Source organism: Streptomyces sp. NPDC096013 (assembly GCF_044763565.1).
In the GTDB taxonomy this organism is placed as follows: Bacteria; Actinomycetota; Actinomycetes; order Streptomycetales; family Streptomycetaceae; genus Streptomyces.
Genome location: NZ_JBIWGK010000009.1, coordinates 106,760 through 122,431, shown reverse-complemented (window position 1 = coordinate 122,431; position 15,672 = coordinate 106,760). Strand labels below are relative to the sequence as shown.

At 70.1% G+C, this 15,672-nt stretch carries 15 protein-coding genes and 2 tRNA genes; 9 read left to right on the top strand and 8 right to left on the bottom strand.

All coding sequences use genetic code 11. From position 1 onward, the window contains the following. Window positions 1-63: 63 nt before the first annotated feature. On the bottom strand, window positions 64-606 hold the full coding sequence (locus ACIRB1_RS28370; RefSeq protein ID WP_352180706.1) for a PPA1309 family protein: 543 nt from the start codon (window positions 604-606) through the stop codon (window positions 64-66). Window positions 607-780: 174 nt separating this feature from the next. On the opposite strand from ACIRB1_RS28370, the gene ACIRB1_RS28365 reads away from it, so the two are divergent. The 4 genes from ACIRB1_RS28365 to ACIRB1_RS28350 all read left to right on the top strand — a co-directional run bounded on the left by ACIRB1_RS28365 (window position 781) and on the right by ACIRB1_RS28350 (window position 6,119). Further along, the gene (locus tag ACIRB1_RS28365) at window positions 781-3,747 is read left to right on the top strand and encodes a UPF0182 family protein (RefSeq protein WP_403467588.1); all 2,967 of its coding nucleotides are present in this window, start codon (window positions 781-783) and stop codon (window positions 3,745-3,747) included. 72 nt (window positions 3,748-3,819) lie between these two features. Beyond that, window positions 3,820-3,893 (top strand) — tRNA-Met (locus tag ACIRB1_RS28360). A gap of 205 nt (window positions 3,894-4,098) precedes the next feature. Continuing rightward, window positions 4,099-5,913 (top strand): tetratricopeptide repeat protein, encoded by a 1,815-nt coding sequence (locus tag ACIRB1_RS28355; protein ID WP_403467454.1) that lies wholly within the window; start codon window positions 4,099-4,101, stop codon window positions 5,911-5,913. A gap of 132 nt (window positions 5,914-6,045) precedes the next feature. Continuing rightward, window positions 6,046-6,119: transfer RNA gene (locus ACIRB1_RS28350), tRNA-Met, on the top strand. A gap of 129 nt (window positions 6,120-6,248) precedes the next feature. Here ACIRB1_RS28350 and ACIRB1_RS28345 read toward each other — a convergent pair. The 3 genes from ACIRB1_RS28345 to hisN form a co-directional block, all read right to left on the bottom strand. Further along, complete coding sequence (locus ACIRB1_RS28345) at window positions 6,249-6,665, bottom strand: Fur family transcriptional regulator (protein ID WP_403467453.1); 417 nt, start codon at window positions 6,663-6,665, stop codon at window positions 6,249-6,251. A gap of 111 nt (window positions 6,666-6,776) precedes the next feature. Next, window positions 6,777-7,193, bottom strand: a complete 417-nt coding sequence (locus ACIRB1_RS28340) for a cyclic nucleotide-binding/CBS domain-containing protein (protein ID WP_403467452.1) — start codon at window positions 7,191-7,193, stop codon at window positions 6,777-6,779. Between the two features lie 222 nt (window positions 7,194-7,415). Further along, the gene (gene hisN / locus ACIRB1_RS28335; RefSeq protein ID WP_352180703.1) at window positions 7,416-8,216 is read right to left on the bottom strand and encodes a histidinol-phosphatase; all 801 of its coding nucleotides are present in this window, start codon (window positions 8,214-8,216) and stop codon (window positions 7,416-7,418) included. Window positions 8,217-8,523: 307 nt separating this feature from the next. On the opposite strand from hisN, the gene ACIRB1_RS28330 reads away from it, so the two are divergent. After that, window positions 8,524-9,129 (top strand): TetR/AcrR family transcriptional regulator, encoded by a 606-nt coding sequence (locus tag ACIRB1_RS28330; RefSeq protein ID WP_403467451.1) that lies wholly within the window; start codon window positions 8,524-8,526, stop codon window positions 9,127-9,129. A 46-nt stretch (window positions 9,130-9,175) separates the two neighbouring features. On the opposite strand, the gene ACIRB1_RS28325 is transcribed toward ACIRB1_RS28330, so the two are convergent. The 4 genes from ACIRB1_RS28325 to ACIRB1_RS28310 all read right to left on the bottom strand — a co-directional run bounded on the left by ACIRB1_RS28325 (window position 9,176) and on the right by ACIRB1_RS28310 (window position 12,782). After that, window positions 9,176-9,499, bottom strand: coding sequence for a multidrug efflux SMR transporter (locus ACIRB1_RS28325; protein WP_033282057.1), 324 nt, complete (start codon window positions 9,497-9,499; stop codon window positions 9,176-9,178). Window positions 9,500-9,586: 87 nt separating this feature from the next. Beyond that, on the bottom strand, window positions 9,587-10,597 hold the full coding sequence (rsgA, locus tag ACIRB1_RS28320; protein ID WP_352180701.1) for a ribosome small subunit-dependent GTPase A: 1,011 nt from the start codon (window positions 10,595-10,597) through the stop codon (window positions 9,587-9,589). 13 nt (window positions 10,598-10,610) lie between these two features. Continuing rightward, window positions 10,611-11,939: a 3-phosphoshikimate 1-carboxyvinyltransferase gene (aroA, locus tag ACIRB1_RS28315; protein WP_352180700.1), complete on the bottom strand. Its 1,329-nt coding sequence runs from the start codon at window positions 11,937-11,939 to the stop codon at window positions 10,611-10,613. Between the two features lie 120 nt (window positions 11,940-12,059). Further along, the gene (locus tag ACIRB1_RS28310) at window positions 12,060-12,782 is read right to left on the bottom strand and encodes a M50 family metallopeptidase (protein ID WP_352180699.1); all 723 of its coding nucleotides are present in this window, start codon (window positions 12,780-12,782) and stop codon (window positions 12,060-12,062) included. A gap of 105 nt (window positions 12,783-12,887) precedes the next feature. Here ACIRB1_RS28310 and ACIRB1_RS28305 point away from each other — a divergent pair, with 105 nt between their 5' ends. The 4 genes from ACIRB1_RS28305 (at window position 12,888) to rsrA (ending at window position 15,613) form a co-directional block, all read left to right on the top strand. Further along, entirely contained in the window at window positions 12,888-13,703 is an 816-nt protein-coding gene (locus ACIRB1_RS28305) for an SOS response-associated peptidase (RefSeq protein WP_403467450.1), read from the top strand. Window positions 13,704-13,722: 19 nt separating this feature from the next. Beyond that, window positions 13,723-14,352 (top strand): alpha/beta family hydrolase, encoded by a 630-nt coding sequence (locus ACIRB1_RS28300; RefSeq protein WP_403467449.1) that lies wholly within the window; start codon window positions 13,723-13,725, stop codon window positions 14,350-14,352. Between the two features lie 269 nt (window positions 14,353-14,621). After that, window positions 14,622-15,314, top strand: a complete 693-nt coding sequence (gene sigR, locus ACIRB1_RS28295) for an RNA polymerase sigma factor SigR (protein WP_266772389.1) — start codon at window positions 14,622-14,624, stop codon at window positions 15,312-15,314. Then, entirely contained in the window at window positions 15,311-15,613 is a 303-nt protein-coding gene (rsrA, locus tag ACIRB1_RS28290) for a mycothiol system anti-sigma-R factor (protein WP_352180696.1), read from the top strand. Before sigR ends, rsrA begins: the two co-directional genes overlap by 4 nt. The last annotated feature ends 59 nt before the right edge of the window (window positions 15,614-15,672 follow it).

The window sequence follows — 15,672 nt, the reverse complement described above, 5'->3', positions numbered from 1 at the left end:
GCGCCCTCACACAGAGGGCGCCCCCGGAGTCGTAGCCGAGAATCGCAGTCGTAGCGGACGGCGTCAGTCCTCGAAGGTGGCCGACAGGGCCTCCGCGAGGCCGGGGACCAGGGCGCCGCCGGTGAGGACCTCCGTGGGGGAGTCCTTCTCGCGCAGGCGGAGGGCCGAGTCGCGGGTGCCGTCGCGCAGGACCGCGACCGTCATGCGGACCTCCTGGCGGTCCGGGTGCTGGGCGACCCACTGGGTGAGCTTCTGCTCGCTCAGGCCCTCCGGGACCGACGCCTCGGCGGACGGCGGCAGCATCAGGCGCTCGACGGTGAGCGCGCAGCCGGCCACCGCGTCGGGCCAGGCGATCGTGCCGAGGAACTCGTCCAGCGGCTTTCCGGCCGGGATCTCCTCCTGCTCGATCGGGGTGAGACCGGTGGTCTCGGGCTCGTCCCGCAGGCCGAGTTGGGCCGCGAGGCCGGGTTCCTGGGCCCGCAGCTGCGCGGTGTCGACGAGGGCGAAGAGGCGGGCGGGCTGGTCCCAGCCGAGGCCGGAGGCGTACTCGTCGATCTCGAGCACGGCCCGGGTGAGGGGGTTCGCCGCCATGGGGGTGTTGGACATGGTCACAATCCTGCCTCGTTCATGGCCGGAATCGGGAACCGAGTAAACGGTGAGTAAGTTGCATAGGTGTGGGCCCGCGATCACGTGGGGCTACGGAGGGCCCCCGACACCGGGGACCTGACGCAACGACAGCGACCAACAGCGAACTTCGAGGTGCGCACCTTGGCTTTCCAGATGCCGGACCGCGGCGGAGGCCCGACAGGGCCGCGGATCAGAGTGGGCCGCCCGTCCCGGCGCGTCCGGACTTTGCTCATGACACTGGGCGTCCTTGCCGTACTCGGCATGGCGTTCACGATGTTCGCGGGCTTCTGGACGGACTGGCTCTGGTACCGCTCGGTGCATTACTCGTCCGTGTTCACGACCACCCTGACGACGAAGATCGGGCTCTTCTTCGTCTTCGGGCTGCTGATGGCGGCCGCGGTGGGTGTGAACATCTGGCTGGCGCACCGTCTGCGGCCGCCGCTCAGCGCCATGTCGATGGAGCAGCAGAGCCTCGACCGCTATCGCATGGGCATCGCGCCCTACAAGAAGTGGCTGCTGCTGGCCATCACGGCTCTCGTCGGGCTGATCGCGGGCGCCTCCGCGTCCAGCCAGTGGCGGGTCTGGCTGATGTGGGTCAATGGCGTGCCCTTCCACCAGACGGACCCGCAGTTCCATCTCGACGTGTCCTTCTACGCGTTCGACCTGCCCTGGTACCGCTTCCTGCTCGGCTTCGGCTTCGCCGCCGCGATCCTCTCGCTGCTGGCCGCCGCGCTGACGCACTACCTGTACGGCGGCCTGCGCGTCACCAGCCCGGGAGCGCGCGCCACGGCCGCGGCCACCGGGCATCTGTCGGTGCTGCTCGGCATCTTCGTCGCCCTCAAGGCGGTGGCCTACTGGCTCGACCGGTACGGACTCGCCGTGAAGTCCAGCGACTTCAAGGCGACGGGCGACTGGACGGGCCTGAGGTACGTCGACGCGAACGCGTATCTGCCGGCCAAGACGATCCTGTTCTGCATCGCCGTCATCTGCGCGCTGCTGTTCTTCGCCACCCTGTGGCGGCGCACCTGGCAGCTGCCCGTCATCGGCTTCGGCCTGATGGTGCTCTCCGCGATCCTCATCGGCGGCCTGTACCCGGCGATCGTCCAGAAGTTCACGGTCCAGCCGAACGAACAGGCCAAGGAAGCCCCGTACGTCCAGAAGAACCTCAAGGCGACGCGCGAGGCCTACGGCATCGACGACACCAAGGTCACGGAGTACTCGGGGACGAGCACCACCAAGGACAAGGGCAAGCTGCGCTCCGACGTGGACTCCACGGCGAGTATCCGGATCGTGGACCCGAACGTCGTGTCGCCCACGTTCCAGCAGCTCCAGCAGATCAGGAACTACTACGCGTTCCCGACCAACCTGGACGTCGACCGCTACAGCGAGGACGGCAAGGACCAGGACACGGTCATCGGTCTGCGTGAGCTGAACCTCAACGGCATCCCGAAGAACAACTGGATCAACGACCACTTCCGCTACACGCACGGCTACGGAGTGGTCGCCGCCAAGGGCACTGAGGTCGACTCCGAGGGCCGCCCGGTCTTCACCGAGTCCGATCTGCCGTCCAGGGGTGACCTCGGGACGTACGAGCAGCAGATCTACTACGGCGAGAAGACCACCACGTACTCGATCGTCGGCGGTCCCCAGAAGGAGATCGACTACTCCGACGACAGCGGTGAGAAGACCACCAGTTACACGGGCAAGAGCGGGGTCAACCTCTCCAACCCGATCAACCGGGCCGCGTACGCGGTGGCGTTCAACGAACCGCAGATCCTCTACTCGGGTGCGATCGGCGAGGGTTCGCGGATCCTGTACAACCGCACGCCCAAGGAGCGCGTCGAGGCGGTGGCGCCCTGGCTGACCATCGACGGTGACGCCTATCCGGCGGTCGTCGACGGCCGTATCCAGTGGATCGTCGACGCGTACACGACGAGCAACGGCTATCCGTACGCCTCGCGCACGACCCTCGGGGACACCACGGCCGACTCGCTGACGGCGTCGAACAACAACCGCGCGGTGGTGGCCCAGCAGAACCAGGTCAACTACATCCGCAACTCGGTGAAGGCGACCGTCGACGCGTACACCGGTCAGGTCAAGCTGTACCAGTGGGACACCAAGGACCCGGTCCTGAAGACGTGGATGAAGGCGTTCCCGGGCACGGTCAAGCCCAAGGCCGACATCTCGTCCGCGCTGATGGCCCATCTCCGGTACCCGCAGGACCTGTTCAAGGTGCAGCGCGAGCTGCTCACCCGCTACCACGTGACGGACGCGCAGACGTTCCTCAGCGGCAGCGAGGTGTGGCAGGTGCCGGACGACCCGACCAACAAGTCGGGCAGCGCGGTCCCGCCGTACTACCTGAGCATGAAGATGCCGGACCAGTCCGCGCAGGCCTTCTCGTTGACGACGACGTTCACACCGAACGGCAGAGACAACCTCAGCGCCTTCATGGCCGTCGACTCCGAGGCCGGCACCCCGGACTACGGCAAGATCAGAATCCTGAAGCTGCCGACCAGTACGACCGTCGGCGGACCCAAACAGGTGCAGAGCGCCTTCAACTCCCAACAGGACATCGCCGAATCCATCAAGCTGCTCAAGGGCGGCGACTCCGACATCGAGTACGGCAACCTGCTGACGGTGCCGCTCGACGGGGGACTGCTCTACGTGGAGCCCGTCTACGTACGCGGTGGTGGACTCAAGTACCCGCTCCTGCGCAAGGTGCTGGTGGCCTACGGGAACAAGACCGCGTTCGAGGACACCCTCGACGAGGGGCTGAACAAGGTCTTCGGCGCGGAGACGAGTACGACCCCGCCACCGGACACGAGCACCAGTCCGCCGACATCCAGCGACCCCACGGTCCAGGCGGCGTTGAGCGACGCCCAGAAGGCCTTCGACGCCGGGCAACAGGCGTTGAAGAAGGGCGACTGGGAGGCGTACGGCCAGGCGCAGAAGGATCTCCAGTCCGCGCTGAAGCGGGCCGAGGACGCGCAGGCCGCGGCGGACAAGAGCAAGAGCGGCGGTGGCAAGAACAGTGACAAGAGCAGTCCGAGTGCCAGTCCGAGTGCCAGTCCCAGTGCCAGTCCCAGTGCCGGCGGAAGTCCGAGCAGCGCGAGCGGTTAGCGCAGCTCAGACGGCAGTTGATCACTAGGTCAGAGGCCCACTCCGCGCCGTGGTACGGTTGCAACACAACGGCGCGGGGTGGAGCAGCTCGGTAGCTCGCTGGGCTCATAACCCAGAGGTCGCAGGTTCAAATCCTGTCCCCGCTACTGCACGCGAAGGCCCGGATCCTTTAAGGATCCGGGCCTTCGCGCTGTGCGAACGCATGTGCCGACGAGGGTGACGGCCGTGCCACCGGGGGGACTTGGTGAAACCGTGTTTGGCTTGTCTCTCTGTGGGCATGTCGACAAAACGCTGTAGAGACCTCACGGGCTGCGGTATACCAGGTGTACCCAGGTTGCAGGTGGTGCGACGATGGACTTTATGGGGGACAAGGCAACTCTGTTGGATACAGGGCGTTTTGTGCAGCCTTCCGACCGGGACGAAACCGGTGACGGGGAGGCTGTCGACGAGGCACGGACACGGCTCGCCGCGCAGGCCGGCGACGTCGAGGCGATGAGTGTCCTCGGAGCGATGCTGCTGCGCCGCGGTGATCTCGACGGAGCCGAGCCCCTGTTGCGTGCCGCCACCGCCGAGGGCGACCGGGCCGCGGCCAACAACCTGGGCGTCCTCCTACATCAGCGCGGCTACACCGACGAGGCCGCCGGCTGGTGGCGGATCGCCGCCGTGGCCGGTTCCGCCGCCGCCGCGCACGCGCTCGGGCGCTACCACCGCGAGCGCGGTGACGAGCCCGCCGCCGAGTACTGGCTGCGCCAGTCCGCCGAACAGGGCCACGCGCTGGGCGCGTACGCGCTCGCCGATCTGCTGGAGCACCGCGGGGACACCGCGGCCGGGCAGTGGATGCGGTCCGCCGCCGAGCGCGGGCACCGCGAGGCCGCGTACCGGCTGGCCCGCGCGCTCGACCGGCAGACGCAGCACGAGGACGAGCACGGGGCCGACAACGGTGTCGACGCGCCCCCCGCGGGCGGCGAGGCCGAGCAGTGGTACCGGCAGGCCGCCGCGCGCGGACACCGGCGCGCCGCGCTGCAACTCGGGGCGATCCTGGAGCGGCGGGGCGAGCTGAAGGAGGCCGGGCGCTGGTATCTGACGTCCGCCAAGGACGGGGAGGCGCGGGCCGCCTGCGCGCTCGGGTTCCTGCTGCGCGACGCCGGCGACACCGAGAGCGCCGCCGTGTGGTGGCTGCGGGCCGCACAGGACGGCGACGGCAACGCGGCGAACGCGCTGGGCGCGCTGCACGCCGAGCGCGGCGAGACGCAGACCGCCGAGCGGTGGTACCGGGCCGCGATGGACGCCGGGGACGTGAACGGCGCGTACAACCTCGGGCTGCTCTGCGCCGAGCAGACGCGTACCGCGCAGGCCGAGCAGTGGTACCGCCGGGCTGCCTACGCCGGGCACCGGGAGGCCGCCAACGCACTGGCCGTACTGCTGCTCCAGGGCGGCGACGCCACCGGGGCCGAGCCGTGGTTCTCCAAGGCCGCGGAGGCCGGGAGCGTGGACGCCGCGTTCAACCTCGGGATTCTCTTCGCCGGGCGGGGCGAGGAGGACGTGGCGCTGCCCTGGTACGAGCGGGCCGCTGCCGCCGGGCACACGGAGGCGGCGTTGCAGGTCGGGATCGCTCGGCTCCGGGACGGCGACGAGCTGGAGGCCGAGCGGCATCTGCGGTGTGCGGCCGGTGGGGGGAGCGCAGAGGCGGCGTACCGGCTGGCCTCGGTGCTCGATGCCCGGCGGCCGCCTGCGCCCGCGCACGAGCTGGGTGAGCAGGTGCATGAGAAGACCGAGTGCGAGGAGTGGTACGAGCGGGCGGCGTCTCAGGGGCATCGGCGGGCGCAGGTCCGGGTGGGGATGCTGGCCGCTGCGCGGGGCGATGTCGTGGAGGCGGCCCGCTGGTACCGGTCGGCCGCGGAGGCCGGGTCGCGTAACGGGGCTTTCAATCTCGGGCTGTTGCTGGCTCGGGAGGGGAGTGAGCCGGAGGCCGCGGTGTGGTGGGCTCGGGCGGCCGACGCGGGGCATGGGCGGGCGGCGTTGCGGTTGGCTCTGGTGTACGCGCGGCGGGGGGAGCTGGCTGAGGGGCAGCGGTGGGCGGATCGGGCGGTGAGGTTGGGGCCGGGCGAGGTGTCCGAGCGGGCCGCGCGGCTTCGGGACGCGTTGCGGCAGGAGCTGACCGCGTAGGGGTTCGCCCCTGCCGCCCTTGCCCGTCCCCTCCTGGGGGCTGCCGCCCCCAGACCCCCTGGCGATGGCTGACCTGGGTCGATAAGCGATTTGCTTCTGTCCGCCGGTCTGACGTAACGTTGCATTTACCGACGCGGGGTGGAGCAGCTCGGTAGCTCGCTGGGCTCATAACCCAGAGGTCGCAGGTTCAAATCCTGTCCCCGCTACTGAAGACCGAGGGCCGGAATCCGAAAGGGTTCCGGCCCTCGGTGTTTCTGCGGCTGCCTTCGGTGTTTCTACGGCTGGTGGTGCACCGGCTCTTCGTACAGGGACGGGTCCACCGTGCCGCAATCGGCTTACGCGCTCGCGCAGTTCGGGCACAGGCCGCGGTACGTCACCTCGACGTCCGAGACCGTGAAGCCGAAGCGCTCCGAGTCGGGGAGGTCGGCGAGGGGGCTGCCGCCCGGGTGGACGTCACGGATCTGGCCGCAGTTGGCGCAGACCAGGTGGTGGTGCGGGCTGTGCGCGTTCGGGTCGTAGCGCTTGGCTCGCTTGTCCGTGGAGACTTCGAGGACCTCGCCGAGGGAGACCAGCTCGCCCAGCGTGTTGTAGACCGTCGCCCGGGAGATCTCGGGGAGCTTGGCCACGGCGCGGGAGTGGACCTCGTCGGCCGTCAGGTGGACGTGGTCGCCGTCGAGTACTTCGGCCACGACGCGGCGCTGTGCGGTCATCCGCCATCCGCGTCCGCGCAGCCGCTCCAGTAGGTCACTCATGGCGGTCAGCTTAACAGCTGGGTGACCAGTTCCCGAATGGGTGTGACTTTGGAGAGCTGCTGGATTTGGACTCAGTCCAACCGACTCGGTCAACCGCGCCGTGGCCCGGTTTCAGGCCGGAACCTGCTGACGGGCGGGTGCCCAGCAGCGGATGATGTCGCGGACCGAGACGATGCCGGCGGGCTCGCCGCGGTCGAGGACGATGAGGTGGCGGAAGCCGCCGTGGGCCATCGCGCTCGCCGCGTCCTCCAGGGTCCAGGCCGGGGTGGCGAAGACGACGTCGGTGGTGGTGTGGGCGTGGGCGCGCTCGGTGTCCGGGTTCTGGCCCCGGCCGAGTGAGTTGAGGATGTCTCGCTCGGTGAGGATGCCGATGCCGCCGGCGTCCGGATCGAGGACCACGGCCGCGCCGACATGGCGCGAGGACATCAGGGCTGCTGCCTGGCGGAGGGTGTGGGCGGGGCCGATGGTGAGGACCACCGTGCTCATGGCGTCGCGGACCAGCGTTGATTGCGGCGTGGGGTGCGGCATGGGATGAGGCCACCTCCTAGGGAATCCGGGGTCGTTCGCGGGCCCGTGGGATCTCTCGCGGGATCTGTGGTCGGTTCCGATCCCCTGTGGGATCTTCGGGTCCGCTAGTTACCGGATTCACAAGTTCACAAGTGGGGGGACTCTCAGAGTCGCAGGTAAAGCACGGGTCAACAAGAGGGCGCGCGCGGCCGGTTGGGGGCGTGCGCAGACGTCACGGGGTGCTCAGTAGCGCATGTTCAGATACCCCAGGAACTCGTCGTGCAGGATGCCGTTCGACGCTGCCGCGTTGCCGCTGTGGGGGCCCGGGCGGCCGTCGAGGCCGGTGAAGGTGCCGCCCGCCTCGGTGACGATGATCGCGGTGGCCGCCATGTCCCAGAGGTTCAGTTCGGGCTCGGCGCAGATGTCGACCGCGCCCTCGGCGACCATCATGTAGGGCCAGAAGTCGCCGTACGCGCGCGTGCGCCACACCTCGCGGGTCAGGTCGAGGAAGCCGCCCAGGCGGCCCTGGTCCTCCCAGCCGGTGAGGGAGGAGTACGCGAAGGACGCGTCCGTCAGTTTCGAGACCTGGGAGACGCGCAGCCGGGACGCGGAGGAGAGGCTGCGGCCCGTGTACGCGCCGTGGCCCTTCGCGGCCCACCAGCGGCGGCCGAGCGCGGGCGCGGAGACCAGGCCGACGACCGGCTGGAAACCGCCCTCCGCCGCCTCCATCAGGGAGATCAGCGTGGCCCAGACCGGGACGCCGCGTACGTAGTTCTTCGTGCCGTCGATCGGGTCGATCACCCAGCGGCGCGGGCCGGTGCCCTCGATGCCGTACTCCTCGCCGAGGACCGCGTCGCGCGGGCGTGCGCGCTGAAGATGGCCCCGGATCAGTTCCTCGGCCGCCTTGTCCGCCTCGGTGACCGGAGTCATGTCCGGCTTGGTCTCTACCTTGAGATCGAGCGCCTTGAAGCGCGCGGTCGTCGCGGCGTCGGCGGCGTCCGCGAGGACGTGGGCGAGGCGCAGGTCATCGTGATAGTCGGCCATGCGTGAACCGTATCTTCAGGGGTCGCGCCGGGGCTACAGGGTCCGGTGGGCGAAACGGGAGGTGGGAGACCTCCGTGGAAGACCTCCGGAGGACCCCCGGGGAAGGTCTCCGGAGGACTCCGGTGGAAGACCTGCGGAGGACCCCCGGGGACCTCCTGAAGGGCGCCGCATGATCGCCGTGGCGGCACCGCCCCCTCAACTCCCGCGCGCGATGGCCGAAGTGCGCCCCCCGGCACCGTCACGAACCCTTGACACTGCTCCCGTGCGCGTCAAATCTGGGCGCAGAGCCGCTCGCCCCGGGAGGCGAATGATGCCTGCAGCGCGGGAATCCCTGCTGGACGCCGCCTACGCGGCGCTGGCGCGACGGTCGTGGTCCACCGTACGGATGGTGGACGTGGCCGCCGCCGCCGGAGTGTCCCGGCAGACGCTGTACAACGAGTTCGGCAGCAAGGAGGGGCTCGCGCGGGCGCTGGTCCGACGGGAGGCCGACGGCTATCTCGTCGGCGTCGAGCGGGCGCTCGGCAGCCACAGCGACGCCCGCGAGCGGCTGACCGCGACCGCCGAGTGGACCGCGTCGGCGGCCCGGGAGAACGCGTTGGTACGGGCGATGCTCACCGGCTGCTGGAGCGAACGGCTGCCCTCGCCGACCCTGTCCGCGGTGCCGTCCTCCTCCGCCGTACCGGCGCAGCGCCGGGCCGACGGGCCGCTGCCCTCGCCCGGTGACTTCGTGGCCGTGGTCCGCGACCGTGCCGTCGCCGCGCTGACCGGACCCGGGGCCGCCAAGCCGGACACCCCCGACCTGGCCCGCTCCTGCGAACTTGTCGTACGGCTGGCGCTGTCCTGTGTGGCGGCACCGCCGGGGGAGGGCGGGGTCGGCGAACTCGTCCGCAGCGCGCTGGGTCCGGCCACATAGGTCCGGGCCACATAGATCCCGGCCACATAGGTCCCGGCCATGTAGCTCAGTGCGCGGAACCGGACAGCTGGAGCCCGATGACCCCGATGATGACGAAGCTGATCGACACGATCTTCAGGGTCGACACCAGGTCGCCGAGGAAGACCATGCCGTAGATCGCGGTGCCGGCCGCGCCGATGCCGGTCCACACGGCGTAGGCGGGGCCCACGTCGAGTTTCTTCAGGGAGAGGGTGAGCAGGCCGAAGCTGCCCAGGGCGAAGGAGCAGAAGGCGACCGTCGGCCACAGGCGCGTGAAGCCGTGGGACAGCTTCAGGCACACGGCGAATCCGGTCTCCAGAATTCCGGCCACGACAACCAGCAGCCACGCCATTGTGCTGTCCTCCCGTTTGTCCGGCTCGGTGCGATTATGCACTTACCGAACTTGAGTCCCCACAAACACGCGGTGGTCGGCCGGTGATCAGTCGCCTTCGGTTCGCTCACGGGTGGCCAGCAGCCGCCGTAGCGAATAGAGCCGTTGCGGGTCCGCGTGGCCGTCGGCCACCCACTGGTCCAGGGCGCAGTCCGGCTCGTCGTGGCTGCACGCGCGCGGGCAGTCGGCCGTGCCGGGCTCCAGGTCGGGGAAGGCCTTGATGACCCGGGACGGGTCCACGTGGTGCAGGCCGAAGGAACGGACGCCCGGGGTGTCGACGACCCAGCCCGAGTCGTCGGGCAGCGGGATCATGCGCGCCGAGGTGGTGGTGTGCCGGCCGCGGCCGGTGACGGCGTTGACGATGCCGGTGCTGCGCCGCCGCTCCAGCGAGACCAGCGCGTTCACGAGGGTCGTCTTGCCGACGCCGGAGTGGCCGACGAACGCGGTGATCTTGCCGTCGAGCTGCTTGCGGACCCGCTCCACGGCGGTGCCGTTCTCCAGCTCCTCGCGGCTCGTGACGACATATGGGACGCCCAACGCGCCGTACATCTCCAGGAGTTCGTCCGGCGGGGCGAGGTCCGACTTGGTCAGGACGAGCAGCGGGTCGAGGCCGCCGTCGTAGGCCGCGACCAGGCAGCGGTCGATGAGGCGGGGGCGCGGCTCGGGGTCCGCCAGGGCCGTGACGATGGCCAGTTGGTCGGCGTTGGCGACGACGACGCGCTCGTACGGGTCGTCGTCGTCGGCCGTGCGGCGCAGCACCGAGGTGCGCGGCTCGATGCGGATGACGCGGGCGAGGGTGTCCTTGTCACCGGAGAGGTCGCCGATGATGCCGACGCGGTCACCGACCACCGCCGCCTTCCGGCCCAGTTCGCGGGCCTTGACCGCGATCACGACCCGGTCCTCGACCAGGCATGTCAGCCGGCCCCGGTCGACGGTGACGACCATGCCCTCGACCGCCTCCTCGTGCTTGGGGCGGATGTTGGTGCGCGGCCGGTTGCCCTTGCGGTTCGGGCGCTGGCGGATGTCGTCCTCGTCGGTGTTCTTGCCGTAGCGACGCATGGCGTGTGGTCCCCTACGCCCCGTCGCTCCCGAGCATCCCGGTCCACAGGTCGGGGAAGTCCGGGAGGGTCTTCGCGGTCGTCGCCACGTTCTCGATCTGCACGCCCTCGACCGCGAGGCCGATGATCGCGCCCGCGGTGGCCATGCGGTGGTCCTCGTAGGTGTGGAAGATCCCGCCGTGCAGGCGGCGCGGGCGGATGTGCAGCCCGTCGGCGGTCTCCGTCACATCGCCGCCCAGTTCGTTGATCTCCTTGGTGAGCGCGGCGAGCCGGTCGGTCTCGTGCAGCCGCAGGTGCGAGACGCCCCGCAGGGTCGACGGGGAGTCCGCGAGGGCGGCGACGGCCGCGATGCCGGGGGTCAGTTCGCCGACCTCGCCGAGGTCCACGTCGATGCCGTGGATCGCACCCGAACCGGTGAACTCCAGTCCGTACTCGGTGAGTTCGCAGGAACCACCCATCTCGGTGAAGATCTCCCGCAGCCGGTCACCCGGCTGGGTGGTCCGGGCCGGCCAGTCCGGTACGACGACCTTGCCGCCGGCGACCAGCGCCGCCGCGAGGAACGGCTGCGCGTTCGACAGATCCGGCTCGATGGTCAGGTCCCGGCCGAGCAGCGCGCCCGGCGTCACCCGCCAGACGTTGGGCTCGCCGCCCGACTCCGGGGTGTCCACCTGGGCGCCGACCGCGCGCAGCATGTCGACCGTCATCCGGATGTGCGGCATCGAGGGCAGTGAGGAGCCGGTGTGGCGGACCTCGACGCCCATGTTGAAGCGCGGGCCGGAGAGCAGCAGGGCGCTCACGAACTGGGACGAGGAGGAGGCGTCGATCTCCACGGGCCCGCCGTCCAGCGCCCCGCCGCCGTGCACGGTCAGGGGCAGGGCGCCCCGGCCGTCGTCGTCGATGCGGGCGCCGAGGACTCGGAGGGCGTCGATCACGCCGTGCAGGGGGCGTTCGTAGGACCGCGGGTCGCCGTCGAAGCGGATGGGGCCGTCGGCCAGGGCGGCGACGGGGGGCAGGAAGCGCATCACCGTGCCCGCGTTGCCCACGTCCACCGTGGCCGGGCCGTGCAGACCCGAGGGGATGACCCGCCAGAACTCCCCGGAGCCCTTCTCCGTGCCTACGCCCTCCTCGATGCCCACGCCCATCGCGCGCAGGGCGCCGGCCATGAGGAGGGTGTCCCGGGAGCGGAGGGGGCGGCGCAGCCAGCCCGGTTCGCTGGCCAGCGCCGCGAGGACGAGGGCGCGGTTGGTGACGGACTTGGACCCCGGGACGTGGACCGTCGCGTCGACGGCTCCGGCGGCGGTGGGGGCGGGCCAGAGGGCGGTTTGTGAGTCGTTCGGGGCCATGGCCCCACTGTATAAGCAGGCCGTCTTCCGGGTGCCGCGCCGTTGGGGCCGGTCGCGCCCACGCGGCGGAGCCGCACAGCGGCACAGTCCCGCCCTCCGGAGCTCACCCCTCCGGGCGCTTCACAGTTCCAGCAGCCATCTGCCGCCGCCGATCAGCGAGCAGAGGGAGACCAGGTGGAAGAGGAGGAACCACAGGACTGCCGGTACGTGGGTCAGTCGCGCCAGTTGGTCCGCGTCCGAGTCGCCCGCGCCGCCCCTCGCCCGCTTCGCCTGGAGCTCGAACGCGGGGCGGACTCCGCCCAGCAGCAGGAACCACACCACCGCGTACGCGAAGGCCGCCTGGACCTGAGGGCCCGTCAGCCAGGAGACGAGGAGGAAGGCCGCTCCGCTGAGGATGACCGTGAGGGCGCCGTAGGCGTTGCGGATCATCACCAGCATGGCGATCAGGAGGACGGTCGACAGCCACAGGAGGAGGGTGATGTGGCCCGCGCCCAGGAGGGCCGCGCCGCCCAGGCCCAGGAGCGGGGGAGCCGTGTAGCCAGCCGCCGCCGTGAGGATCATGCCCAGGCCGTGCGGCTTGCCCCGGCTGACCGTGAGGCCGCTGGTGTCGGAGTGGAGGCGGATGCCGGTGAGGGTGCGGCCGGTGAGGAGGGCCACCAGGCCGTGGCCGCCCTCGTGGGCGATGGTGATGGCGTTGCGGGAGAGGCGCCACAGACGGTGCGGGACGACCACGGCCAGCGCGGCGACCATGGTGGCGATGACCACCCACAGATCCGGCTCGGGCTGACTGCCGAAAACCTCGTCCCAGAGGGTGGGTATCGAGGCGATTGCGGTGCTGTCCATTGGCGGCGGAGGCTCCCGTAGGTCTGGACGAGGAGGGACTGGGGCGTAGCGCGGTCGTTGAGGGGTGGTGGTCGGGTGACGGGCGGGCCTGGCAGTCTGGCATGTATGTGCGGACGGTATGCAGCGAGTCGTGGGCCCGAGGATCTCGCAGGAGTCTTTGAGATCGAGAAGTGGGAGCCCGAAGAGGTGCTGGCCCCCGACTACAACGTGGCCCCGACCAAAGAGGTCTATGCAGTCCTCGACCGTCCACTTAAAGACGCGGACAGCCCGAAGCCGGTTCGGCAGCTGCGCAAGCTCAAGTGGGGGCTCGTGCCGAGCTGGTCGAAGACGCCCGAGGGCGGGGCGCGGATGATCAACGCGCGGGCCGAGACCGTGCACGAGAAGCCGTCGTACCGGCGCGCCTTCTCCACCCGGCGCTGCATCATCCCCGCCGACGGCTACTACGAGTGGGTCACCGCCAAGGACGAGCGGGAGCTGGAGGTCGAGGGCAGGAAGAAGCGGCAGCGCAAGCAGCCGTACTTCGTGCTGCCCGCCGACGGCTCGGTGTTCGCGATGGCCGGGCTGTACGAGTTCTGGCGGGACCGGACCCTGCCCGACGACCATCCGCTGGCCTGGTGGGTCACCTGCTCGGTGATCACCACCGAGGCGGAGACCACCCCGCTGGCGGTGTCCCCGGCCGAGGGGCCGCACACGCTGGCCGAGATCCACCCCCGGATGCCCCTGATGCTCACCCCGGACCGCTGGGACTCCTGGCTCGACCCGGCCCGCACAGACCCGGACGAGCTGCGCGAGCTGCTCGCCCCGCCGCCCGCCGGGCTGATGCGCGCGTACCCGGTGTCCACCGCCGTCAGCAATGTCCGCAACAACGGGCCGGAGCTGCTGAAGGAACTGGAAGGCCCCGAAGAAGGCACACTCTTCTGATGTGACGGATGCAACAGGCGTGACCACAGAGACCCTTGAGACCGACGCGGGAACCGCTCGCATCACCTGGCACCCGGCCGAGCGGGCGCGGCTCGTCCTCGCCGTCGGCCATGGCGCCGGGGGTGGCATCGAGGCCCGGGATCTCCAGGCCCTCGCGGCCGTGCTCCCTGAACACCGTGTCACCGTCGCGCTGGTGGAGCAGCCCTGGCGGGTCGCCGGGAAGAAGGTGGCGACCGCGCCCAAGACGCTCGACGTGGGGTGGCGGGGGATCTGGGCGGCCGTCGCGAAGCCCGGCCTGCCGGTGGTCTCCGGGGGCCGCAGCGCCGGAGCCCGCGTGGCCTGTCGTACGGCTGCGGAGCTGGGGGCCGCCGCCGTGCTCGCCCTGAGTTTTCCGCTGCATCCGCCGGGCAGGCCCGAGAAGTCCCGGGCCGGCGAGCTGCTCGGGGCCGGGGTGCCCACGCTCGTCGTGCAGGGCGGGAACGACCCGTTCGGGAAGCCGGCGGAATTCCCCGAGGGCGATTTCGAACTGGTCGAGGTGCCCTACGGCGACCACGGGTTCGCCGTGCCGAAGAGGGCGGCGATCGGGCAGGACGAGGCCCTGGAGATCATCACGGGGCGCGTGGTGGAGTGGACTCGAACACTGGGGTGAGGGGTGGGAATGCCGAGCCCCTTACCGCTGTTGTGGCGAACAGACGTGCTGGCGAAAAGACAACGCCGCCGTCGTGGATTCGTCGAAGAGAGGAAGTCCGCCGCATGGGTTCGACCTTCTGCCCGAGCCGCAGCAGCCGCACTGACCTGGACTGGACTGTGCTGCGTGCGGCCAAGGCCACCCCGATTGGGGCGGCGGGCGGACCGGATCGTCGTCTATCCTCCGATTCTGGTGGCATCGGCTTCGGTGCCACCCGGAATCTTGAGGAGGTGGGTCCGGTTCCCGGTACCGACGCAGGGACCGAACACGGCCAGGCGGAGCAGCCCGAGGGCCAGGGCACGAGCGAGGTCACGCCGGAATCGACCTCGGAGCGCAGCGCGCGCTTCGAGCGGGACGCGCTCGAATTCCTCGACCAGATGTATTCGGCCGCGCTGCGCATGACGCGGAACCCGGCCGACGCCGAGGACCTGGTGCAGGAGACGTACGCGAAGGCGTACGCGTCCTTCCACCAGTTCCGCGAGGGCACCAACCTCAAGGCGTGGCTGTACCGGATTCTCACGAACACGTTCATCAACTCGTACCGCAAGAAGCAGCGCGAACCCCAGCGCTCCGCGGCCGAGGAGATCGAGGACTGGCAGCTCGCGCGTGCCGAGTCGCACATGTCGACCGGTCTGCGCTCCGCGGAGTCGCAGGCGCTCGACCACCTGCCCGACTCGGACGTGAAGGAAGCACTCCAGGCGATCCCCGAGGAATTCCGCATCGCCGTCTATCTCGCGGACGTCGAGGGCTTTGCGTACAAGGAGATCGCGGACATCATGGGGACACCCATCGGCACAGTGATGTCCCGGCTGCACCGGGGCCGTCGTCAACTGCGCGGCATGCTCGAGGACTACGCGCGTGACCGCGGACTGGTCCCGGCCGGTGCCGGAGACTCGGACGAAGCGAAAGGCTCGGGCTCATGAGCTGCGGTGACGAGCACGAAACGGACTGCAGTGAGGTCCTCGACCATCTCTACGAGTTTCTCGACAGCGAGATGCCGGACGTCGACCGCGCCAAGTTCAAGCAGCACTTCACGGAGTGCTCGCCGTGCCTGGAGAAGTACGGCCTCGAAGAGGCCGTGAAGAAGCTGGTCAAGCGGTGCTGCGGGCAGGACGACGTGCCGACCGACCTGCGCGCCAAGGTCCTGGGACGGCTCGATCTGATCCGTTCCGGGCAGACCGTGCCCGAGCACGACCTCACGGCCACCCCCCAGGAGTCCTGACCCCGGTCCCGACCTCCTGAGGTTTCCTGAACGGGCGAGCGTCACCCGAACGTGCTAAT